At 73.3% G+C, this 23605-nt stretch carries 16 protein-coding genes; 6 read left to right on the top strand and 10 right to left on the bottom strand.

Features of this window, described 5'->3' with window-relative positions; all coding sequences use genetic code 11:
* Nucleotides 1–25 precede the first annotated feature (25 nt).
* Nucleotides 26–3106, bottom strand: a complete 3081-nt coding sequence (locus DQ392_RS20205; RefSeq protein ID WP_245981694.1) for a DEAD/DEAH box helicase — start codon at nt 3104–3106, stop codon at nt 26–28.
* 224 nt (nt 3107–3330) lie between these two features.
* Here DQ392_RS20205 and DQ392_RS20210 point away from each other — a divergent pair, with 224 nt between their 5' ends.
* Nucleotides 3331–4152 (top strand): endonuclease/exonuclease/phosphatase family protein, encoded by an 822-nt coding sequence (locus DQ392_RS20210; protein ID WP_114017053.1) that lies wholly within the window; start codon nt 3331–3333, stop codon nt 4150–4152.
* Nucleotides 4153–4158: 6 nt separating this feature from the next.
* Here DQ392_RS20210 and DQ392_RS20215 read toward each other — a convergent pair whose 3' ends face one another.
* The gene (locus tag DQ392_RS20215) at nt 4159–4560 is read right to left on the bottom strand and encodes a hypothetical protein (RefSeq protein WP_114017054.1); all 402 of its coding nucleotides are present in this window, start codon (nt 4558–4560) and stop codon (nt 4159–4161) included.
* A gap of 114 nt (nt 4561–4674) precedes the next feature.
* Here DQ392_RS20215 and DQ392_RS20220 point away from each other — a divergent pair, with 114 nt between their 5' ends.
* Complete coding sequence (locus tag DQ392_RS20220) at nt 4675–6009, top strand: amidase family protein (RefSeq protein ID WP_114017055.1); 1335 nt, start codon at nt 4675–4677, stop codon at nt 6007–6009.
* A gap of 407 nt (nt 6010–6416) precedes the next feature.
* Here the strand turns inward: DQ392_RS20220 and DQ392_RS20230 are convergent, their stop codons facing one another.
* From DQ392_RS20230 to rpsA, 4 genes are all read right to left on the bottom strand, one after another.
* Nucleotides 6417–6815, bottom strand: a complete 399-nt coding sequence (locus DQ392_RS20230) for a tetratricopeptide repeat protein (protein WP_114017057.1) — start codon at nt 6813–6815, stop codon at nt 6417–6419.
* A gap of 124 nt (nt 6816–6939) precedes the next feature.
* Nucleotides 6940–7587, bottom strand: a complete 648-nt coding sequence (gene coaE / locus DQ392_RS20235) for a dephospho-CoA kinase (RefSeq protein WP_114017058.1) — start codon at nt 7585–7587, stop codon at nt 6940–6942.
* Nucleotides 7588–7625: 38 nt separating this feature from the next.
* Nucleotides 7626–8606 (bottom strand): proteasome assembly chaperone family protein, encoded by a 981-nt coding sequence (locus DQ392_RS20240; protein WP_114017059.1) that lies wholly within the window; start codon nt 8604–8606, stop codon nt 7626–7628.
* 428 nt (nt 8607–9034) lie between these two features.
* A complete protein-coding gene (gene rpsA / locus DQ392_RS20245) occupies nt 9035–10549 on the bottom strand; it encodes a 30S ribosomal protein S1 (RefSeq protein ID WP_114017060.1) in 1515 nt (504 codons plus the stop codon).
* A 379-nt stretch (nt 10550–10928) separates the two neighbouring features.
* Here rpsA and DQ392_RS20250 point away from each other — a divergent pair, with 379 nt between their 5' ends.
* Nucleotides 10929–11861: a class I SAM-dependent methyltransferase gene (locus DQ392_RS20250; RefSeq protein ID WP_181856500.1), complete on the top strand. Its 933-nt coding sequence runs from the start codon at nt 10929–10931 to the stop codon at nt 11859–11861.
* 60 nt (nt 11862–11921) lie between these two features.
* Entirely contained in the window at nt 11922–14468 is a 2547-nt protein-coding gene (hrpB, locus tag DQ392_RS20255; protein ID WP_114017061.1) for an ATP-dependent helicase HrpB, read from the top strand.
* A 31-nt stretch (nt 14469–14499) separates the two neighbouring features.
* Here hrpB and pgfA read toward each other — a convergent pair whose 3' ends face one another.
* The 4 genes from pgfA to polA form a co-directional block, all read right to left on the bottom strand.
* Nucleotides 14500–15603, bottom strand: a complete 1104-nt coding sequence (gene pgfA / locus DQ392_RS20260) for a cell envelope lipid trafficking protein PgfA (protein WP_114017062.1) — start codon at nt 15601–15603, stop codon at nt 14500–14502.
* Nucleotides 15604–15616: 13 nt separating this feature from the next.
* Nucleotides 15617–15751, bottom strand: coding sequence for an SPW_0924 family protein (locus DQ392_RS20265; protein WP_114017063.1), 135 nt, complete (start codon nt 15749–15751; stop codon nt 15617–15619).
* 150 nt (nt 15752–15901) lie between these two features.
* The gene (locus DQ392_RS20270; protein WP_114017064.1) at nt 15902–17620 is read right to left on the bottom strand and encodes a lytic transglycosylase domain-containing protein; all 1719 of its coding nucleotides are present in this window, start codon (nt 17618–17620) and stop codon (nt 15902–15904) included.
* 247 nt (nt 17621–17867) lie between these two features.
* On the bottom strand, nt 17868–20609 hold the full coding sequence (gene polA, locus DQ392_RS20275; protein ID WP_114017065.1) for a DNA polymerase I: 2742 nt from the start codon (nt 20607–20609) through the stop codon (nt 17868–17870).
* An 88-nt stretch (nt 20610–20697) separates the two neighbouring features.
* On the opposite strand from polA, the gene DQ392_RS20280 reads away from it, so the two are divergent.
* Nucleotides 20698–22980, top strand: a complete 2283-nt coding sequence (locus DQ392_RS20280) for an FdhF/YdeP family oxidoreductase (RefSeq protein WP_114017066.1) — start codon at nt 20698–20700, stop codon at nt 22978–22980.
* An 83-nt stretch (nt 22981–23063) separates the two neighbouring features.
* Nucleotides 23064–23516, top strand: a complete 453-nt coding sequence (locus DQ392_RS20285) for a PaaI family thioesterase (protein WP_114017067.1) — start codon at nt 23064–23066, stop codon at nt 23514–23516.
* The last annotated feature ends 89 nt before the right edge of the window (nt 23517–23605 follow it).

Here is a 23605-nt window from a genome sequence, read left to right on the forward strand (position 1 = left end):
GCCCCTCCCCCTTCCGCGAACCCCTTCACGACCGCCTCCGCAGTGACACCAGGTCGGCGAGTTGTGCGTCCGTCAGCTCCGTCAGCGCCGCCTCGCCCCCGCTGAGTACGGCATCGGCCAACTGCCGCTTGGCGTCGAGGAGCTGGGCGATGCGGTCCTCCACAGTGCCCGACGTCACCAGGCGGTGGACCTGCACGGGCTGGGTCTGGCCGATGCGGTAGGCGCGGTCGGTCGCCTGTTCCTCGACGGCGGGGTTCCACCAGCGGTCGTAGTGGATGACGTGCCCTGCCCGCGTCAGGTTCAGACCGGTGCCCGCCGCTTTGAGGGAGAGCAGGAAGACGGGTGCCTCCCCGGCCTGGAAGGCGTCCACCATCTCCTCCCGTCGGGCGACGGACGTGCCCCCGTGCAGCAGCTGCGCGCCGATGCGCCGTTGGGCCAGGTGCGCCTCCAACAGCCGTGCCATTGCCACGTACTGCGTGAACACCAGTACCGAACCGCCCTCCGCCAAAATCGTGGCCAGCAGTTCGTCCAGCAGGCCCAGCTTTCCCGAGCGGGTGAGGCCGCTGCCGGGAGCACCCGACCGGGCCGGGAGGCGCGGCGCGGGCCCGCCGGCGGAGCTGCTCGGAAGACGAGCGGCCGCACTTCTCCCGGTGCCCTCCCGCAGGTACTGCGCCGGGTGGTTGCAGATCTGCTTGAGTGAGGTCAGCAGCTTCATCACCAGGCCGCGCCGCTCCATGCCCTCGGCCGCCTCGATACGGGCCATCGTCTCGCGCACCACCGCCTCGTACAGCGACGCCTGCTCGCGGGTCAGCTCGACCGTGTGGTCCGTCTCCGTCTTGGGCGGCAGCTCGGGGACGATGCCGGGGTCGGACTTCCGGCGGCGCAACAGGAAGGGCCTCACGAGCCGGGCCAGCCGTTCCGTCGCCTCCGGGTCCTCACCGCTCTCGACCGCTCGCGCGTGGCGGGCGCGGAACGTCTTGAGGGGGCCGAGCAGCCCCGGCGTCGTCCAGTCGAGCAGCGCCCACAGCTCGGAGAGGTTGTTCTCCACCGGCGTGCCGGTGAGGGCGACGCGCGCGGCGGCGGGGAGGGTGCGCAGGGCGCGGGCGGTCGCGGAGTACGCGTTCTTGACGTGCTGCGCCTCGTCCGCGACGACCAGTCCCCACCTCAGGGCCGCGAGGCGCTCGGCGCTGCCGCGCAGGGTGCCGTAGGTCGTCAGGACGAACCCGCCCTCCCCCTCGTCGAGCCCGTCGAGGGTGCGTCCGGGACCGTGGTAGCGCCTGACGGGCACGTCCGGTGCGAACCTGGCCAGCTCCCGCTGCCAGTTGCCCAGCAGCGACGCGGGGCAGACGACCAGTGTCGGCGTCGCCTCGCCGCGCTCCGCACGGCGCAGGTGGAGCGCGATGAGGGTGACGGTCTTGCCCAGACCCATGTCGTCGGCGAGGCAGCCGCCCAGCCTCAGCGACGTCATCAGCTCCAGCCAGGCGAGTCCCTGGAGCTGATAGCCGCGCAGCACGGCGTTCAGCCGTGCGGGCGCGGTCACACCCGGGTCGCTCCGGACTCCCGGAGGGCCCGCCGTCCCGCGCGCCGCCTCGTCGAGACGGTCGCGCAGCGCGGCCAACGCGCCCTCGGGAACCGCCGTGACCTGCTCGCCGTCGACCTCGGCCTCTCCCGAGAGCGCGACCGCGAGCGCGTCCCCGGGCGAGAGCAGCCCGAGGTGCCGCTTGCGTGCCTTGCGGACCAGCTCCGGATCCACCAGCACCCACTGGTCCCGCAGCCGCACCAGGGGGCGGTGGGATTCCGCCAGCTCGTCCATCTCACCGTCGGTGAGCGGCTCTCCCCCCAGGGCGATCTGCCAGCGGAACTCCAGCAGTTGCTCTTCCTTGAAGAAGCCGAAACCGTCCGCCGCCGTGCCCGGGGCCTGCGGGCCCGGGCGGACGACCGCCGTCGCGCTGAGCAGCTCGCGCACCAGCGTGCGCGGCCAGTGCACGGCCACGTCCGCCGCGGCCAGGTCGCGTGCCGCGCGGCCCAGCAGATCCTCCAGCTCCGGCTCCGTCAGCGGCAGCACGTCCGGTGTCGGCCGCTCCAACAGCCGTCCCAGCGGCGGCCAGACGCGGGCCGCACGCCGGATGGCCAGGACGGTGTCCACGCGGGCGCGGGGGCCCAGATACTCCGCCTCGCCCCGCCACAGCGCGCCCACGTCCGCGACCAGCAGGGCGTCCGCGATGCTCGCCGCCTGCACGACGGCAGCGGCGACGTAGGGGTCGGACCGGGGAGGACCGTCCTCCCCGGAGGCCCCGCCGACGGAGGTGCCACCGCCGAGGGCCCCTCCGTCGGCTGCCGCCGGCACCACCTCCCCTTCCCCGTACGTACGCGGAGGCGCGGGAGCGGGGGGCTCGTCCGGGCCGCCGTCGAAGAGGCGGTCGGCCGAGAGGTCGAGACGGAGGGAGATCCGGATTCCGGCCTCGGTGCCGGCCGCCACCTCGGCGGCCCACTGGCGCAGCCGCGGGTAACGCTCCGCGAGCCGCTGCGGCTCCCTCGCGGCGAAGGCGGAGCCCGCCGCCGCGGGGCCGGCCGGCGTACGGGGCAGCACGTCGGCCACCGCGTCCAGGAAGGCACGCACCAGCCCTTCCGGCTCCGGCACCCGCAGCGGCCCGGGCGCCGCCCGACCGGACGCGCCCGGACCCGGTCGGACGGAGCCCGGCTCCACCGGTACCGCGTGCGCCTGAGGGGGCATCGCGGCGGCCACGGCGCGCAGATGCGTCACGTCCTCCTCGTCCAGCGGTCCCGCCCGCCACACGTCCGTGCCGCCCTCCCCCAGGCCCGGCACCAGACGCCCCCGGGCCACCAGCCGCATGCCCTGCAACGCGGCGGCGCCCCAGCAGGCGGCGGCCGGGTGTGCCCGCCCGGCGGTACGCGCCCTCATCAGGACGGGCAGCGCCTCTCCCACCCCCATCAGGCGGGCCGCCACCGCGTGCGGCCTGACCTCCTCCGCGTCGGGCCGCAGCACCGTCAGCTCCGCCGGCTCGCCCACCTCGGGCAGCTCACCCCCGTCGACCGCCCAGAACGCCACGCGCCCCTGCCGTGGCACCTCCCCCGGCAGGAACACCGCGGCGCACCGTAGAAGATCCGCACCGCTCGCCGACCCCTCACGCGTTTCCGACCCCGTACGCGCCACCGCTTCCGCACTCACCGCACACACCACCCTCAACTCGCGGACGAGTCTAGGAGCGGCCACTGACAACCCCTCCCGTGATCAAGGGAATCCCAGGTCGGAGCAGTACGGCGGTCGACACCGTGCCGGTGGGGGTAGCGTTTCGTCCCGTGCGGGTGATGACCATGAACGTGCTGGCGCCCGAGTACGCCGACGGCGTCGGCCGAAGGGCTGTGCTGGCCCGCGAGCTGGCCGGACTGGCCCCTGACGTGCTGGCGCTCCAGGAGGTCACCCGTGCCGATGTGGCCGCGCTCGCCGACGACGGGTGGCACGTTCTGCCCCACCCCCGGTACGGCTCGGACGGCGTCGGAGCGGTGCTCGCGGCGCGCACACCGTTCGCCGCCGTCACGGCCGACCCGCTCGCCGTCTCGGACCGCACGGCGCGCACCGAGTGGTGCGGCGTCGTGACCGCGCTGTTGCCATTGCCCGAACCGTTCGGTCCGCTGCTCGTGGGGCACCACAAGCCGAGCTGGCCCTACGGGTGGGAACTGGAGCGCGAACAGCAGGCGCTGGTCACCGCCCGGCTCGTCGCGGAGATGGCCGACGAGTACTCCGCGCGGCACACGCTGCTCCTGGGCGACTTCGACGCCACGCCCGACGCGGCGAGCATCCGGTTCCTGCGGGGCTTCCAGTCACTGGACGGGACGAGCGCCTGCTACCAGGACGTGTGGGCGAGCGCGCGCCCCGACGGGGCACCCGAGCCGGGGCCGACGTTCACCCCCGAGAATCCGCTCGTCCGCCGCGGCGACATGCCGGAGGCGGGGGAGCGGCGCCTCGACTACATCCTGGTCGGCTGCGGGCCGCACGGCCCCACGCTGCACGTCTCCGGATGCCGACGCGTCATGGTCGAACCGGTGGACGGGGTGCAGGTGAGCGACCACTACGGGCTCGTCGCCGATCTCGTTCCACCGGACCACCCGCCCGGTGCCTGGGCGGATTGACGTCCCTCAGCCGAGGTTGATGCCGCCGTGGATGTCGCGCGCCTGAATCACGGGCCCGCTCACCTGCGCCGTTCCCGAGACGGTGTTGTGGACCTCGGAGCGCTCGGCCCGCAGCACGGGGGCGTGCCGTTCCGCCCACCCGCGCAGGAGGGCGGCGAACTCCTCGTCGGCACGGGCCTGCTCGCCGAGCCAGCTGGTCAGCACGCGGACCTGCGCCTCGTCGGAGGGGTCGACCGCCGCGAGACCGCCCTCGTCAGGCGCCGGGGCCCCGTCGGGACGGCGGCCGCCCACGCGCCGTGCGAGGGCGAGGAGCGACTCCCATGCCGACTGCCCGGCCGCGCCCGCGGCGCTGCCCGCGGCGACTGAGGCGGCGGTCGTGGCCAGAGTGAGCGCGGCGTCAATGTCCATACGCCATACGGTAGATGCCGCCACCGACACCGTGCCATCCCGCCTCGCGGTTGTACCGGTTCCCGCTCGCACAGTCTCCTGCCCGCACCGTCTCCCGCTTGTACCGTCTCCCTCATGGACGGGGACGGGGACCGGGGAAGCCGCCGGACTCCGGCGGGGCTCGACACGGACGCGTACGCCGGCCTGAGCGCGTGCGAGATCGCCGCCGGGGTGTCGGAAGGGCGTCTGACCGCCAGGGAGGTCGCCGAGGTCGCGCTGGCGCGGATCGCCGCGTCCGACGGGACGGTCCGCGCCTTCACCGAGACGTGGCCCGCGTGGGCCGCCGAACGCGCCGCCGAGGTCGACCGGGCTGTCCGCGCGGGCGCGCGGCTGCCGCTCGCCGGAGTCCCGCTGGGCGTGAAGAACACGCAGCGGGTGACCTCGCCACGGCTCGCCCGGCTGATGGCCGCGGGCTGTGTGCCCGTCGGCGCGACCGCCACGCCGGGCCCCGGCACCGAGTGGCAGACCTGGGGCGCCACCGAACGCGGCCCCACGCGCAACCCCCTCGGTCCCCGGTGGAGCCCCGGCGGTTCCTCCGCGGGTTCGGCGGCGGCCGTCGCCGCCCGCATGGTGCCGCTCGCCACGGGAAGCGACGGCGCGGGGTCCGTCCGTATCCCGGCCGCCTGGTGCGCCGTCATCGGGCTGAAGACGACGGGCGGCCTCGCGCCCGCACAGGGCCGCACGGTCCGCAGCGCGCCCGGCCCGCTGGCCCGTACGGCTCGTGACGCCGCCGCCTACGTCGCAGCGCTCCAAGAGAGCGGCAACGGCGTCGGCTCAAGCACCGGAACCGTCCCGCCGACGTGTACGACACCCTCGCGCCCCGTCCGGACGGCATGGTCCGCGACGCTCGGTTTCGCGGACACCGAGGACGAGGTGGCGGACGCGGCGCACGGGCTCCTGGAGGCTCTGACGAGGGCGCGGATCACCGCCCCGCGCCCTGCCGTCACCGTCCTGCTGCCCGATCCCGCACAGTGCTGGCGGGAGATGCGCGCCCCGGACGCGATGCGTCCCTCCCCCGTGACCTCTCGTGCGCGCGTTGGCGCCCGTTCGGACCGTGCCTCCCGTACAGCCTGTACGGACCGCCCTGCGGCCCGTACGAACGGTGTGTCCGCTGCGGCGGCGCGTACCGCGTCCGCTCTCGCCCGCGCGCTGGAGGGCGTCTTCGCGGAGGTGGACGTGCTCGCCACGCCCACCACGCCGGGGCCGCCCCACGGGCACGAGGGGCCGGGGGCGGCCCTGAGCGTCGCGCTCACCTGGGCCTTCAACGTCACGGGGCACCCCGCGCTGAGCATCCCGGCCGGACGGATGGCGGACGGCGCGCCGGTCGGACTGCAATTGGTGGCGCCGCACGGCAGGGAGGCCGACCTCCTCGCCGTGGCGGCCGCGGCCGAGAGGGAGGGTCTGGTGTGACGGACGAGACGCGTCCGCGCCGGCGGCACGTCCGCTGCTGATGCTCCCTGTCGACGGGCCCCTCAACCCCTTCGCGGCGCGTCGGCGGCTGGAACTGCCCGAGGTGGACGGGCTGTTGTTCAAGACGCGGCACGTGGTGGCGTCAGCGGCCAGAAGGCCCTTCGCCTGGGTGGACGGCGCGGTGACGGCGAAGGAACACCGGTTCGTCGCCGCGCACCCCGGCGCCGCGCTCCTCCACCACGTGGACCCCGGCGCGGGCCGCGCGGAGACGACCTCGCCGCGCTCGCCCACTGGCGCGGGACCACACGAACGGGTGGCGCACGGGGCGCGCACGCCGGGCGTGCAGTGCGCGATGGGCCGCGCGGAAGCGCCGGACACCCGGCCCGAGCGCTCTCGCCCGCGCGGCCTCAGTTGCCGAGATCCTCCGTCGAGCCCGGCTCGGGAGGCGCGAAGTCGTCGAAGCCGGCCGCCTCCACGAAGTCGGGCCGCGGGTTGAGCGCGGCGGCCAGCTTGAAGTGCGCGCGGGCCTCCTGATCCCGCGCCCCCCGCTGGAGGGTGCGGGCGAGCGCGAAGTGCGCGAACGCGTTGTCGGGCTCGCGCTCCAGCACCCACTGGAACTCCTGCTCGGCCGACCTGAGGCGGGCGGCCAGGAAGTACGCGCGGGCGCGCAGCAGCCGCGCACCCAGGTGTTCGGGGTGCTCTTCGATCACACCGTCGAGGAGGTCGACCGCGCCGCGCGGGTCGCGCGCTTCCAGCAGCTGCTCCGCGGCACGGAACTGGATGAGGTTCGTCTCGGGGCTCGTCACAGCACTGCCCTCTCCTTCGGGTTCCGGCAGAGCACAACGCCGGATCGACCGCGTCCATTCCCGCGACGCGCGCCGGTGCCCCGGCCACCCGGCCGCGGCCGGGCAGAGGGCCGCAACCCGTCGCTCAAACGGAGCCGGAACCCGGGCTGGAGCCGGCGTCGGGCCGGCGCCGGCCGGCCTCCCGCAGCTGTTCCCACACCTCCCGCACCCGGGGCGCCAGCCCCTCCAGCGGGCCGTCGTTGTCGATCACGATGTCCGCGACGGCCAGCCGCTGTTCCCGGCCGGCCTGTGCCGCCATACGGGCCCTGGCCTCCTCCTCGGCCATGCCGCGCAGCCGCACGAGCCGGTCCAGCTGTGTCTCGGGGGACGCGTCCACGACCACCACACGGTCGTAGAGCGGCGCGAGTCCGTTCTCGGTCAGCAGCGGCACGTCGTGGACGACGATCGCCTGCGGATCCGCCTCGGCCGCCTCCCGCTCCAACTGCGCCGAGCGCTCACCCACCGCGGGGTGCACGAGGGCGTTCAGCGCGGCGAGGCGGTCAGGATCCGCAAAGACGAGGGAGCCGAGGCGTGCCCGGTCGAGGCTGCCTTCGGGGGTGAGCACCTCCTCGCCGAACTCGGCGACGACCGCCGCGAGACCGGGTGTGCCGGGCTCCACGACCTCCCGCGCGATCCGGTCGGCGTCCACGATGACGGCGCCGTGCGCGGCGAGCAGCCGCGACACCTCGCTCTTGCCCGCTCCGATTCCGCCCGTCAGACCCACCTTCAGCATGCGGGTCACGCTATACGGTGCGGCGGCGGCCGGCCCGGTCAGTCCCGGTCGCCGCTGTCCGGGCCCTGCCCGCGGCCCTGCTCGCTCTCGCGGTCGGCGAGGAACTTCTCGAAAACGGCGCCGAGTTCGTCGGCCGAGGGCAGCTCCACGGGTTCGGCCACCAGGTTGCCACGGGTCTCCGCGCCCGCCACGGCGTCGTACTGCTGCTCCAGGCCGCGGACCACCGAGACGAGTTCCTCGTCCCCCTCCGCGAGCTGCCGCTCGATCTCGTTCTGCGTCCGCAGTGCCTCCGTGCGCAGCGCGTGCGCCGTCTCGGGCAGGACCAGGCCGGTCGCGGAGGTGATCGCCTCGGCGACGACGAGCGCCGCGTCCGGATACCGGGAGCGGGCGATGTAGTGGGGGACGTGCGCGGCGACGCCGAGGACGCCGTGCCCGCTCTCCGACAGCCGCAGCTCGATCAGTGCGGCCGCACTGCCGGGCACCTGGGCCTCTTCGAAGACGGAGCGCTGCGCGGGCACCAGTTCGGTGCGGTTGCCGTGGGGCGTCAGGCCGACGGGGCGGGTGTGGGGGACGCCCATCGGGATGCCGTGGAACGTCACGGACAGCCGCGCCCTGACCCGCTCGACGATCTCGCGGACGGCCTCGGTGAACCCCTCCCACTCGTTGTCCGGTTCAGGACCGGAAAGCAGCAGGAACGGCGCGTCCGTCGCGTCCCGCATCAGCCGCAGTTCCAGGCGGGGCGTCTCGTAGGACACCCAGCTGTCATTGCGGAACGTCATCATCGGGCGCCGCGCCCGGTAGTCGATGAGGCGGTCCACGTCGAAGCGGGCGACCGTGACGTACGGCCGGGTCTCCAGCAACTGCTCCACGAGCTGTTCGCCGGTGTCACCGGCGTCCATGAAGCCCTCGAAGTGGTACAGCATCACGAGTCCGGCGCTGTCGGGCTCCCCGATCACCGCGTCCACGGCGTCGAGCCCGGCCTGATCCCACGCGTACAAGGATTCCCGCTCCATTCGCATACCTCCGACAACGCCGCCCCGCCTTCCCGCATTCCCGCACGCGCGCCTCGGCCCGGCGGCACGCTCGTCGCACGCGGCGCGCTCGGGTGGGGGCGCCGGGAGGCCGCGCCTCGCGACCTCGCCGCCGAGCCCCGTCTCAGACCCGGCCACTCAGGCGCGGCAGGCCCGGCCACTTCTGGTGCCGCGCACGTCCACCCGAAGGTCCGGCATGCCGGCGGCCACCCAAATCAGCCGTACCGCCTCCGTGCGCGGCCCGTCAGGGGTGGGCACCGTCCGCTGGGCCGGCGACACGGCGGCAGGCGCGGAAGACGCAGCGAGGCCCGCATCCCGTAGGGGATGCGGGCCTCGTGTCGGCTGATCACCTCAGCGGTTGCCGGGTCACCCCGGCGGCCGGAGGCACCTCCCGGCAGCGGGGCCGGGAGAAGGGCTCAGCTCTGGCCACCCGCCAGCTTCTCGCGGAGAGCCGCCAGCGCCTCGTCGGAGGCCAGCGCGCCCGAGTCCTCGTCGGAACCCTCCGAGGAGTACGAGCCGCCGCCGCTCTGGCCACCACCCTGGCCGCCGCCCTGGCCGCCGCCAGTGGCGCCCTCGGCCGCCGCCTGCTCGTCGGCCTCGCGGGACTTGATGACCTGGGCCTGGTGCGCCTCGAAGCGGGACTGGGCGACCGCGTACTGGTTCTCCCACTCCTCGCGCTGCTTCTCGTAGCCCTCGAGCCAGTCGTTGGTCTCGGGGTCGAAGCCCTCGGGGTAGATGTAGTTGCCCTGGTCGTCGTAGGACGCGGCCATGCCGTAGAGGGTCGGGTCGAACTCGACCGCGGTCGGGTCCGCACCGAAGGCCTCGTTGGCCTGCTTCAGCGAGAGGCTGATGCGGCGGCGCTCCAGGTCGATGTCGATGACCTTGACGAAGATCTCGTCGTTGACCTGGACGACCTGCTCCGGGATCTCCACGTGGCGCTCGGCCAGCTCGGAGATGTGGACCAGACCCTCGATGCCCTCGTCGACGCGGACGAACGCACCGAACGGCACCAGCTTGGTGACCTTGCCGGGCACGACCTGGCCGATCTGGTGGGTCCGGGCGAACTGCTGCCACGGGTCTTCCTGGGTCGCCTTGAGCGACAGGGAGACGCGCTCGCGGTCCATGTCGACGTCCAGGACCTCGACCGTGACCTCCTGGCCGACCTCGACGACCTCGGAGGGGTGGTCGATGTGCTTCCAGGACAGCTCGGAGACGTGGACCAGACCGTCCACGCCGCCCAGGTCGACGAAGGCGCCGAAGTTGACGATGGAGGAGACGACGCCGGAGCGCACCTGGCCCTTCTGGAGGGTGGTGAGGAAGGTCTGGCGGACCTCGCTCTGGGTCTGCTCCAGCCAGGCGCGGCGGGAGAGAACCACGTTGTTGCGGTTCTTGTCCAGCTCGATGATCTTGGCCTCGAGCTCCTTGCCGACGTACGGCTGGAGGTCGCGGACGCGGCGCATCTCGACCAGGGAGGCCGGGAGGAAGCCGCGCAGGCCGATGTCGAGGATGAGGCCGCCCTTGACGACCTCGATGACGGTACCGGTGACGATGCCGTCCTCTTCCTTGATCTTCTCGATGGTGCCCCAGGCGCGCTCGTACTGGGCGCGCTTCTTCGAGAGGATCAGGCGGCCTTCCTTGTCCTCCTTCTGGAGAACGAGGGCCTCGATCTCGTCACCGACGGCGACGACCTCGTTGGGGTCGACGTCGTGCTTGATCGACAGCTCTCGGGAAGGGATGACACCTTCGGTCTTGTAACCGATGTCGAGCAGGACCTCGTCCCGGTCGACCTTCACGATGACGCCGTCGACGATGTCGCCGTCGTTGAAGTACTTGATCGTCTCGTCGATCGCGGCGAGGAAGGCTTCCTCGGAACCGATGTCGTTGACCGCAACCTGCGGGCTGGTGGCGGAAGTCTCGGTGCTGCTCGTCATGTGGGAAAGGGTCTCCGGTACGGACATGAAGTCGTAGGTACTGCTACGCCGAGAGCCCTTTGATCGCACCGCATGCAAGTCAGCCGGACAGCCAGATAAGCCGGAAACCCGAGGGGACATACAACAGATGCGAGCGCGGCCTGCTCCGTCCGAGGCACGCAGGCCCGCAGCGCAACTTGTAGCATACGGGGGCCGCTGGGCATGGTCAATGCGCGAAAGAGCACACCTGGGACGGAAGGCGCCATTTCCGGCAGAACTCGCCTCGACAGAGGGGCAGATGACCCCGTACGACCCGCTCCCGCGGTGTCCGGCGGACCACCCGGCGGACCCCCGCGGCGCTCGGCGGCGCGCTTCGACGAAGGGTACGACTACAGGTGCGATGGAACAAAAGCACGAGGTGGACGGCGACGTCCACCCCTCGGGTGGCCCGGCGATGACGGACGGTGACCACCTCGGCCCGCGCGGCCCCCTCGACGCCCCCGGCACCGGCGGCTCTCCCGACGACGACGCCGAGGCGGTGCGGCGGCCCGCCGGCGGCCGCGAGAGCAGCCGGGCCAACCGCGGATGGTGGGACCGCAACGCGGACGAGTACCAGAACGACCACGGCGACTTCCTCGGGGACGCCCGCTTCGTCTGGGGCCCCGAGGGGCTCGACGAGGCGGAAGCGCGCCTGCTCGGGCCCGCCGAGCAGCTGCGGGGCCTCAGGGTGCTGGAGGTCGGCGCGGGTGCCGCCCAGTGCTCGCGGTGGCTGGCGGACCAGGGCGCCAGGCCCGTCGCCCTCGACCTCTCCCACCGGCAGCTCCAGCACGCCCTGCGGATCGGCGCCGGGCAGGGCGGCGACGCCGCGTTCCCGCTGGTCGAAGCGGACGCCCGGGCCCTGCCCTTCGCGGACGGCTCCTTCGACCTGGCCTGTTCCGCCTTCGGGGCGCTCCCGTTCGTGGCCGACCCCGAACGGGTCTTCGCCCAGGTGGCGCGGGTGCTCCGGCCCGGTGGGCGGTGGGTCTTCTCGCTGACCCACCCGCTGCGCTGGACCCTGGCGGACGAGCCGGGCCCCGAGGGGCTGACCATCGTGAACTCCTACTTCGACCGGACGCCGTACGTGGAGCAGGACGCGGGCGGACACACCGTGTACGCCGAGCACCACCGGACGCTGGGAGACCGGGTGCGGGACCTGGTCGGCGCGGGTTTCCGGCTCGACGACCTGGTCGAGCCCGAGTGGCCCGAGTGGAACCAGCAGGTGTGGGGCGGATGGTCTCCCCTGCGGGGACGGCTGGTGCCGGGTACGGCGATCTTCGTGTGCACCCGCGTGTGAGGGGCCCCGGTACTTTCCCCCAGGCTCAAGCCCGGGTCAGGAGACGGGGACAATCGCCCGGTGCTCCGTGACTCCCTCTTGGCTCAGCTTCCCATCGCCGAAGCCCTGCCGCGGCTGCGCGAGGCCCTCGATACACACGGCTCGGCCGTGGTGCACGCGCCGCCTGGCACCGGCAAGACGACGCTGCTCCCCCTTGCCCTGGCGGGGCTCCTCGACGACGGGGCGCCCGCCCGAAGCGTGCTGGTCGCGGAGCCGCGCCGGATGGCCGCGCGGTCGGCGGCGCGCCGGATGGCGTGGCTGCTGGACGAGCGTCCCGGCGAGAGCGTGGGCTTCACGGTGCGGGGCGAGCGCCGGGTGGGGCCGCGTACCCGGGTGGAGGTCGTCACGACGGGCGTGCTGCTGCAACGTCTCCAACGGGACCAGGAGCTGCCCGGCGTGGACGTCGTCGTGATGGACGAGTGCCACGAGCGGCACCTGGACGCGGACACGGCGCTGGCTTTCCTGCTGGACGTGCGTGCCGCGCTCCGCCCCGAACTGCGGGTGATCGCCGCGTCGGCGACGCAGGACAGTGCGGCGTGGGCGCGGCTGCTGTCCGCTCCTGTCGTACCCGGACGGGGGACGAGCCACCCGGTGGAGGTGCGGTACGCGCCGCCGCCCGCTCAGGTGCGGCCCGCGCACGGCACGTGGGTGGACCCGGCGCTGCTGCGCCACGTGGCGGCGACGGTCCGCCGCGCGCTGGAGGAGGTCCCCCGGGGCGACGTGCTGTGCTTCCTGCCGGGCGTGGGGGAGATCGGTCGGGTGGCGGCTCTGCTGGAGCGGGTGGACGCACGGGTGTTCCAGCTGCACGGGCGGGCGCCCGCACGGACGCAGGACGAGGTGCTGCGCGGCAGCGGGGACGCGGGTGCGGACGGTGAGCGCCGGGTGATCCTGGCGACGTCGGTGGCGGAGTCGAGCCTGACGGTGCCCGGCGTGCGCGTGGTGGTGGACGCGGGGCTCGCCCGTGAGCCCCGTACGGACCACGCGCGCGGCCTGACGTCGCTGACCACGGTGCGGGTCTCGCGCGCCGGGGTGCAGCAGCGGCGCGGCCGCGCTGGACGCCAGGCGCCGGGGGTCGCCTACGCGTGCTGGGCGGCGGCCGAGGAGGCGGGGCGGCCGCGGGAGCCGTCGCCGGAGATCACCGTCGCCGATCTGACGGCCTTCGCGCTTCAAGCAGCCTGCTGGGGAGAGCCCGACGCGCGGGGGCTGGCGCTGCTCGATCCCCCGCCTGCGGGGGCGATGCGCGCGGCCCACGAGACGTTGCGCGCCGTCGGCGCCGTGGAAGGGGGCTCGCGGGTGACGGCGCGGGGGCGGCGGATGGCCCGTACCGGCGTGCACCCCCGGCTGGCCCGCGCCCTGCTGGACGGCGCCGCCGTCGTGGGCAGCGAACTGGCGAGCGAGACGGTGGCGCTGTTGAGCGAGGAGGTGCCGCGCGCCTACGGGGACGACGCGGCTCAGGCGCTGCGGCGGGCCCGTACGGCGGGCAGGGCCGATCCGTACGGTGCGCGGTGGAACGCCGAGGTGCGGCGGCTGCGAGCGCTGCTGGGCGAGGAGGTGCCGCGCCCGGAGGGGCTGACGGACGAGGCGGGGGTCGGCACGGTCGTCGCGCTCGCGCAGCCCGAGCGGATCGGCCGGGCACAGCGGCAGGGCTCCTATCTGATGACCGGCGGGACGCGGGCCGAGCCGGCCGCCGGCAGCCGGCTGGGGGGCGCGCCGTGGCTGGCCGTCGCCGTCGCGGACCGCCCCGCGGGGTCCGCCTCGGCACGGATCCGGCTGGCGGCGGCCGTCGACGAGCCGACAGCCCTCGGTGCGGCGGGCGCCCTGCACGAGGTGCGCGAGGAGGTGCGCTGGGATCCCGCCGCGGGGCCGCAGGGACAGGGCGGCGACGTGGTGGCCCGCGAGGTGGAATCGCTGGGCGCGGTCCAGCTGGCCGTCCGGCCACTGCGGAACCCGCCGGGCGCGCTGCTGCGCGAGGCGGCGCTGGAGGGGCTGCGGCAGCACGGGCCCGGGCTGCTGCGGTGGTCGCCGAGCGCGCGAGCGCTGCGCCGCAGGATCGGCTTCCTCCACCGCACGCTGGGCGAGCCGTGGCCCGACGTCTCGGACGAGGCGCTGCTGGCACGGGCCGACGAGTGGCTCGGCCATGTGCTCTCCCGGGCCGACCTGGCCCGGGTGGAGGCGCGCGACGTCCTGTCGGGGCTGCTGCCGTGGTCCAGTGGCCAGGCGGCGCGCCTCGACGAGCTGGCGCCGGAGCGGATCGAGGTGCCCTCCGGATCCCGGATCCGTGTCGACTACGAGCCCGAGCAGCCGGTGCTGGCGGTCAAGCTCCAGGAGATGTTCGGCGCACGCGTCACGCCCCGCGTGGCGGACGGGCGGGTACCGCTGCTCGTCCATCTGCTCTCTCCCGCGGGACGCCCGGCCGCCGTCACGGCCGACCTGGCCTCCTTCTGGGCGGAGGGCTACCGGAGCGTGCGGGCCGAGCTGCGCGGGCGCTACCCCAGGCACCCGTGGCCGCTGGACCCCGCCACGGCGGAACCCACCCGGCACACCAGAGCCCGCGGCCCGGCGTCGTGAGGCCGCCTGGCAGTGGCGGCGGCGACTCGGGCTACCTGCCCGCGCCTTCGGGCTGCCCGCGGACGGTGACCGCGCCCTCCTCGGCACCGAGGGTGCCGCCGGGGCCCCCACCGTCCGCGCCGCCGTCGCCACCGCCACCGCCGCCCGGGCCGCTGTCGTCGCCCCCGCCGCCGGCGGCCTTCGCACCGTCCGCCGAGCCGCGCCCGCGGGCGCGTGCCTCCAGGGTGAGGGAGAGGGCCAGCAGCGCACCGCCCAGCACGAGGAAGCCCCAGGGCAGGTAGGTCGTCAGGGCGAGTACGAGCCGGCGCTGGGAGGTGACCAGGTCGACGGTCTCGGCCTGGAAGTCGGGGCGCATCTTCACGTGCCCGGCGAACGCCGTGAGGGGTTTCTTGTCCGGCTGGTCCTTCCAGCGCATCTCCTCCTTGTGGATCTCCTGCCCGTCCACCGGCGCCCCCGTGACGGGGTCGACCCAGAACATCCTCTTGGTGGTGTACCAGCGCTCAAGACCGATCTGTTCGACCGTCTCGGGGGTGGCTCCCAGCGGCAGTGCCCTGGGGACCTGCACCTTCGTCCAGGGGATGGTCTGCTCGAAGTAGTAGGTCTGAAGGCCGTGCACGGTGCGGGTGCCCTTGTAGTGGATGGGCGCGGAAGTGCGGGTCTGGAAGTCGAAGTACTCGTAGTCGCGCTTCTCGACCAGGAACGGCCACTTGTACTCGATGCCCTCGCGGCGCACCGTGTCGTGGTCGACGTGCTCGCCCCCGGTGTGCACGGGCTCTTGGGAGTGGGCGTCGAAGACGTACCGCTCCGGGATGCCGGAGACCATCTTGCCCTTGTCGTCGGCGACGTAGCTGAGCGTGTCCCACACGACGACGTCGCGCCCTGTGCGGTCCTTCACCTTCCCGGCGGCCTCCACGTCGCCCTTGAGGGTCTGCACGATGCTGACCTTGGGCACCTTCTTCGACTGCATGGTGGCGTAGTCGAGGAGGGTCGCGTTCTTCGCCTCCAAAACCATGGACTGGTACTGGCTGGGCGGAATCTTCGCCAGCCGCGGGAAGGCGTACCAGCGGATGAGCGGCGAGAGCGCGGCGAAAAAGACCGCGAAGGCCAGCAGGACAAGGCTCGCTCTGCGGCGCATGCTGCCTCCCTGCCTACGGGTGCTCGGGGACGGTGGTGTGCAGGGGCTCTTTCGAGGTTTCGCCGGGTGGGGCGCCCCTCGCCGTGATCGCGAAGACGAGTGCGAGGGCGGCCACCAGTCCGATCCCGGCGGCGATGAGAGCACGCATGTCCACCTCCCGGTGGGGTGGCCGGCGGCGAGGCAAAGCTGACACCTCGTCAGGTGAGAGCTCGCACCGTAGCAACGCCCGTGGGCGATGGGAACAGTGCGGCGCGCCCCGGTGCCGAGCACCGGGGCGCGCCGCAGGAGGAGTGCCGGCTCAGCCCGTGATCGTGAGCGTCACCTTCGTCGTGGCGCCGCCGTCGGCGGTGAGAGTCAGGGTGTAGTCACCCGGCTTGTCGTCCGCGGCGAGTCCCTCGACCTTGACGACGCCGTCCTCGTTCGTCGTCAGCTTCACCGGGGTGCGCACCGGGTGGCCCTCTTCGTCCTTCGTGAAGTAGGGCCCCTTCTCCGAGTCCTGGAGCGTCGCCGTCACCGCCGTGTCCGCGACCGGCTTGCCCTTGCGGGTGGCCTTGACCTCGACCGGAACCACGAAGTCACCGTTCTTGGGCGCCGTCAGTACGACCTCGCTGGTGCGCTCCAGCTTGTCGGCCTTCGCCGCCGTCACCTCGGCCGTGAAGTCGACGGTGCCCAGCTTCTTGCCCGGAACCGAGGCGTGGACGGTGAACGAGCCGGCCTTGGCGCCGGCGACGAGCGCGGGGGCCTGCGCGACGCCGCCCGCGCCGGTGGCGACGGTCACCTTCTTGGCACCGCCGCCGAAGGACGCCTCGGTGGCGCCGTCGATCGCGAAGTCGACCTTCACACCCTTGACGCCCTTGCCCTTGGAGGTCTCGACCTTCACTCGCGGGCTCTTGGCGAACTCCTCGCCCGCGACCGCGGAGAAGCTCTTGGTGCCGTCCGCCACGATGGCGTCGGGCGCCGTCGGGTCGGGGGACGGCGTCCCGCCGTCATCGCCGTCGTCGCCCCCGTTGTGGTCGTCGCCACCGCCGGGATTGCCGGGCTTGCCCGGATCACTCGGTTTGCCGGGTTTGCCGGGCTTGGAGGGCGACGTGCCCTTGCCGGGCCCTGACGGGGAGCCGCCCTTGCCGGGGCCGCCGCCGGACTCGCCGAGCCCCGGAGAGGTCGGCAGCAGCCCTCCTTCGCCGTCCGGCACCGAGTGGGTGCCCTCGCGGTAGTACTCGAACCAGGCCAGGACGGTACGCAGGTACTCGTCGGAGTTGTTGTAGCTGAGAATCGCGCGGTCCAGATCCGCCTTGGCCGACAGGTCACGGCCGTCCGCGCACAAGTACTGGCCGGCGGCCAGCGCCGCGTCGTACACGTTGTTGGGGTCCTTGCGCCCGTCGCCGTTGCCGTCGGCGCCCCAGCGGCCCCACGTGGAGGGGATGAACTGCATCGGACCGACCGCACGGTCATAGGTCGTATCCCCGTCCCAACGGCCGCCGTCGGTGTCCTTGATGTTGGCGAAACCGGCGCCGTTGAGCACGGGGCCGAGGATGGGCCGCAGCGTGGTGCCGTCCTTGTCGACGGCGCCGCCGCGCGCCTGGCCCGACTCCACCTTGCCTATCCCCGCGAGGAGTTCCCAGCGCAGACCGCACCCCGGCGTGCGCGAGGCGAGCGACTTGGCGGCGTTCTTGTAGGCCTTGAGCACCGAGGCGGGGATGCCCGACTCGTCCGACGAACCGCCGGGGTCCGCGCCGTCGGGCGGGTGGGGCGACTCCAGCGGCGGCAGCTGCGTCTCGTAGCTGTCGTCGCCCGGCGTGCGGTCGCCCGCGGCGTCCGAACGTCCCTTGCCGTGGTCACCGCCGAGCTCCACGCCGGGGGCCTGGGAAGCGGTCAGCGCCGCCATGACGACGGCGGCGATCGCCGTACCCCCCAGACCTCTGCGGTATCTGGCGCTGCTCAGCCTGAAGCGGCGCCGGTGTCCCGGCGCCTTCCCGGCCTTCTGCTGCGCGGCGTGCCTGCCCCGGTATCGCGCCATAGAGCCGTCCCCGTCCTCTCCCCTTTGGACGCAATCACCCACATCACGGCGACCTTACGGCACGGTAGCCCACAAGTCAGCGGTCAGCGGCCACTTGTGGAGCTTCCGTACCGTCTTCGCGGCCGGTTCACCGCCGGTTTCCTCACCGTTCGCCGGACGCGTCCCCAACGCGCCGGAGGCGGCCCCTGGTTCGTCCGCCGCCCCGGGCCCCGCGAAGCCCGCGACGTCCCCCGCGAGGCCCGCGGCGTCAGTGCGCGGCCGACTCCCAGTCCTGGCCGACGCCGACGGACACGTCCAGCGGCGCGCGCAGCGCAACAGCGGACGCCATCTCGGAGCGCACCAGCTTCTCCACCTGCTCCCGCTCCCCCGGCGCGATCTCCACAACGATCTCGTCGTGCACCTGGAGCAGCATCCGCGAGCGCAGCTCGGCGTTGCGCAGGGCCGCGTCGACCTTGAGCATGGCGACCTTCACGATGTCGGCGGCCGTGCCCTGGATCGGGGCGTTGAGCGCCATCCGCTCGGCCATCTCGCGGCGCTGCCGCTGGTCGCTGGTCAGGTCCGGCAGATAGCGGCGGCGGCCCATGATCGTGTGGGTGTAGCCGGTGGCGCGGGCCTCCTCGACGGTACGGCGCAGGTAGTCCCGCACCCCGCCGAAGCGTTCGAAGTAGGTGTCCATCAGCCCCCGCGCCTCGTCCGGGGTGATGCCCAACTGCTGCGAGAGCCCGAACGCGGAGAGCCCGTACGCCAGCCCGTAGGACATCGCCTTGATCTTGCGCCGCATCTCCGCGTCGACGGCGTCCTTGCCGACGCCGAAGACCTGCGCCGCGACCGTCGTGTGCAGGTCCTCACCCGAGGTGAAGGCCTCGATCAGCCCCGCGTCCTCGGACAGGTGTGCCATCACACGCAGCTCGATCTGGCTGTAGTCGGCCGTCATCAGCGACTCGAAGCCCTCGCCGACACGGAAGCCGCGGCGGATGGCCCGGCCCTCGTCCGTGCGCACCGGGATGTTCTGCAGATTCGGGTCCGTGGAGGAGAGCCGGCCCGTGGCGGCCACGGTCTGGTTGAAGGTGGTGTGGATCCGGCCGTCGGGCGCGATCGTCTTGATCAGGCCCTCGACCGTGGTGCGCAGCTTCTGCTGCTCGCGGTAGCGCAGCATGAGCACCGGCAGCTCGTGCTCGGTCTGGGCCGCGAGCCAGGCCAGCGCGTCCGCGTCCGTGGTGTAACCCGTCTTGGTCTTCTTCGTCTTGGGCAGCCCCAGCTCACCGAAGAGGACCTCCTGGAGCTGCTTGGGCGAGCCCAGGTTGAACTCGTGCCCCACCGAGGCGTGCGCCTCGCCGACCGCGTGCTGCACGGCGTCGGCGAACTGCTGCTCCAGGCCCCGCAGCCACTCGCGGTCCGCGGCGATGCCCGCGCGCTCCATCCGGGCCAGCACCCTCGAGGTCGGCAGCTCCAGATCCCGCAGCAGGTCGGCGGCGCCCACCTGGTCCAGCCTGACCTCGAAGGCGACGCCCAGATCCAGCACCGTGCGCGCCTTGACCATCAGGGCGTCGGCCTCGGCCCGCTCGTCCACCCCCAGCGCCAGCTGGCCGTCCGACTCGGCCGTCGGGCCCAGCTCGCGGCCCAGGTACTCCACCGACAGCGCGTCCAGGGCGAAGGAGCGGCGGCCCGGCTTGTCCAGGTAGGCGGCCAGCGCGGTGTCCATCCACACCCCGGCCACGGACCAGCCGTGGTCGGCGAAGACCCGCATCAGGGCCTTCGCGTCGTGCATCACCTTCAGCCTGTCCGCGTCGGCCAGCCAGGCCGCGAACGCCTGCTCGTCGCCCTCGGTCAGCTCGGCCGGGTCGAACCAGACGGCCGGCCCCGCGCCCGTGGCCAACGCGATCTCGCTCACGCTGCCGCTGCCCTGCTGCCACACGTCCACCGTCGCGACACCGAGCGTGGCCGCGCCGTGCCGCTCCAGCCACGGGGCGAGGGCGTCTGCCTCGGCGACGGTGCCGTCCAGCTCGATGCCGTCCGCCGAGGCGGGCTCCTCCTCCTCGGCGGCGGCGCCCGGGTCGGCGGCGAAGAGGCGGTCGCGGAAGTTTTGGTGGCGGAACTCCAGCGCGTCCAGGATGACGGCCAGCGCGTCCCTGTCGTAGGCGACGCGGGTCAGGTCCTCAGGGCCGTCCGGCAGCGGAACGTCGCGGACCAGCTCGGTCAGCCGGCGGTTGAGCAGCACGGACTCCAGGTGCGAGCGGAGGTTGTCGCCCGCCTTGCCCTTGACCTCGTCCACCCGCTCGGCCAGCTCGGCGAGGGAGCCGAACTGCGTGATCCACTTCGTCGCCGTCTTCTCGCCGACGCCCGGGATGCCCGGCAGGTTGTCCGAGGGGTCGCCGCGCAGCGCCGCGAAGTCCGGATACTGCCCGGGCGTGAGGCCGTACTTCTCGGCCACCTTCTCCGGCGTGTAGCGCGTCAGCTCGGAGACGCCCTTGGTGGGGTAGAGCACCGTGACCTTGTCGCTGACGAGCTGGAAGGTGTCACGGTCGCCCGTGACGATCGACACCTGGAAGCCCGCGGCCTCGGCCGCGGTGGCGAGCGTGGCGATCACGTCGTCCGCCTCGTAGCCGTCGATCGCGTAGCGGCGCACCTTCATGGCGTCCAGCAGCTCGCCGATCAGCTCCACCTGGCCCTTGAACTCGTCCGGGCTCTTGGACCTGTTCGCCTTGTACTCCGAGAACTCCGCCGAACGCCAGGTCTTGCGCGAGACGTCGAAGGCGACGGCGAAGTGCGTGGGCGCCTCGTCGCGCAGCGTGTTCGCCAGCATCGACGCGAACCCGTAGATCGCGTTGGTGGGCTGCCCCGTGGTCGTGTTGAAGTTTTCCGCGGGAAGCGCGTAGAACGCGCGGTACGCGAGGGAGTGCCCGTCCATGAGCATCAGGCGAGGCTGTGCCTCGCCGTCCTTCGCCAGCCCGGTCGCCGCCTGTGCCGTCTTCGCTGCCTTCTTAGCCACGGGACCGATCCTCGCATGCGCCTGTGACAACGGCGGAGCACGCCGGTGTGTGGCTGCCGGCCCCGGTGCGGTGGCACCATCAGGTGTTATGACGCGTAAGGCTCCCTCCAGTGATCCCGTTCAGGACGCGCCCCAGGTGGGGGCACCCGCACAGGCGGCGGCCGGGCTGCCCGCCGTCGGGCACTCGCTGCGGATGGCGCGGCAGCAGATGGGGGTGAGGCGGACCGCGCTGACGCTGCTGCGCGTCAACCAGAAGGACGGATTCGACTGCCCGGGGTGCGCGTGGCCCGAGGGTGACCAACGGCATACGGCGGAGTTCTGCGAGAACGGCGCCAAGGCGGTCGCCGAGGAGGCGACCACCCGCCGGGTCACCCGCGCGTTCTTCGCCGCGCACCCGGTCGCCGACCTCGCCGAGCGGTCCGGGTACTGGCTGGGGCAGCAGGGCCGGCTGACCGAGCCGATGTTCCTGCCCGAGGGCGGTGAGCACTACGAGCCGATCGGCTGGGAGGCGGCCTTCGACCTGATCGCCGAGGAACTGCGCGGCCTTTCGTCACCCGATGAGGCGGTTTTCTACACCTCGGGGCGCACCAGCAACGAGGCCGCGTTCCTGTACCAGCTCTTCGCCCGCGAGTTCGGTACGAACAACCTGCCCGACTGCTCCAACATGTGCCACGAATCGTCCGGCTCCGCGCTGACCGAGACGCTCGGCGTCGGCAAGGGCAGCGTCCTGCTGGAGGACCTGTACAAGGCGGACCTGATCATCGTCGCCGGGCAGAATCCCGGGACCAACCATCCCCGGATGCTCTCTGCGCTGGAGAAGGCCAAGGCGGGCGGCGCGAAGATCATCACGGTGAATCCGCTGCCCGAGGCCGGGATGGAGCGGTTCAAGAACCCGCAGACCCCCAAGGGACTGGCCGCGGGCGGCACCCCGCTCACCGACCTGTTCCTGCAGATCCGCCTCGGCGGCGACCAGGCGCTCTTCCGCGCGCTGAACCGCATGCTCCTGGAACGGGAGGGAGCGCTCGACGAGGCATTCGTCGCCGCGCACACGCACGGCTTCGAGGAGTTCGCGAAGGCCGCCCTGGCCACCGACCGGGACGAGACCGCGGCCGCCACAGGACTCGAGCACGCCGAGATCGAGCGCGCCCTGGAGATGGTGTTGGCCTCGCGCCGCACCGTGGTGTGCTGGGCCATGGGGCTCACCCAGCACAAGCACTCGGTGCCCACCATCCGCGAGGTGGTCAACTTCCTGCTGCTGCGCGGGAACATCGGCCGCCCCGGTGCGGGCGTGTGCCCCGTGCGCGGCCACAGCAACGTGCAGGGCGACCGCACGATGGGCATCTTCGAGCGGCCCGCGCCCGACTTCCTGGACGCGCTGGAGCGCGAGTTCGGCTTCGCACCGCCGCGCGAGCACGGCCTCGACGTCGTTCGGGCCATCCGGGCGATGCGCGACGGGCAGGCGAAGGTGTTCGTGGCGATGGGCGGCAACTTCGTGGCCGCCTCCCCCGACACGCAGGTCACCGAGGACGCGATGCGGCGGGCCCGGCTGACCGTGCACGTCTCCACCAAGCTCAACCGCTCCCACTGCGTGACCGGCGCGCGGGCGCTGATCCTGCCCACGCTGGGCCGCACGGAACGCGACACCCAGCGCGGCGGAGACCAGTGCGTGACCGTGGAGGACTCCATGGGCATGGTGCACGCCTCCCGCGGACGGCTGGCCCCCGCGAGCCCCCAACTGCTGTCCGAGCCCGCCATCGTGGCCCGCCTGGCGCGCGCCACGCTCGGCGCCGGGTCGGCCACCCCGTGGGAGGAGTTCGAGGGGGACTACGGGCTGATCCGCGACCGCATCTCCCGCGTGATCCCCGGCTTCGAGGACTTCAACGCGCGCGTCGCCCGGCCCGGAGGTTTCGCGCTGCCGCACGCGCCGCGCGACGAGCGGCGCTTCCCCACCGCCACCGGCAAGGCGAACTTCACCGCCGCGCCCGTCGAGTACCCCCGGGTGCCCGAGGGCCGGCTGCTGTTGCAGACGCTCCGCTCGCACGACCAGTACAACACCACCGTCTACGGCCTCGACGACCGCTACCGCGGCATCAAAAACGGCCGCCGCGTGGTGCTGGTACGGCCCGAGGACGCCGAGGCGCTCGGGCTCGCCGACGGCGCGTACGCCGACCTGCGCAGCGAGTGGGGCGACGGGCGGGAGCGGGTGGCGCGCGGCTTCCGCGTCGTCCACTACCCGACGGCGCCCGGCTGCGCCGCCGCCTACTACCCCGAGACGAACGTACTCGTCCCGCTGGACGCCACCGCCGACGTCAGCAACACCCCCGCCAGCAAGTCCGTCGTGATCAGTCTCACTCCCTCCGCGGCCGAGTGAGCCCCCAGGGGGCATAGGCTCGGACCGGCCGGTCCACTCCCCCCGCCGGCCGGTCGGGCGACACGTGAACGGAGCAGCGGCGCATGGGCGAGCGGACCACCACCGAGTTCCCCCAGGAGATCCTGGACCAGTGGGAGGGTTCCGGCCTCGACCTCCCGGCGCTGTTCTCCGCCGGGGCGCTGGGCGAGCGCATGGGCCTGGAGGTCGTGGAGGCCTCCCCCGAGCGGGTCGTCGGCACGCTGCCCGTGGAGGGCAACACCCAGCCGTACGGGCTGCTGCACGGCGGCGCCTCCGCGGTGCTGGCCGAGACGCTCGGGTCGGTGGGCGCCATGCTGCACGGCGGCCCCGGCAAGGCCGCCGTGGGAGTCGACCTGAACTGCACCCACCACCGGGGCCCGCGCGCCGGGCTGGTGACGGGGGTGGCCACCCCCGTCCACCGGGGCCGCACCATGACCAGCTACGAGATCGCCGTCTCGGACGAGCAGGGGCGGCGCGTGTGCTCCGCGCGGCTCACGTGTCTGCTGCGGGACGCCTGAGAGCTGTCCCGCGCGTCTTGCCTCCCCCTGCGCGGGGCGGGCCGGCTTGTCCCCGCCGACCGTGTTCCGGCGCCGGGGGTGCCACTTGC

The sequence above is a fragment of the Streptomyces reniochalinae genome, from assembly GCF_003323735.1.
In the GTDB taxonomy this organism is placed as follows: Bacteria; Actinomycetota; Actinomycetes; order Streptomycetales; family Streptomycetaceae; genus Streptomyces; species Streptomyces reniochalinae.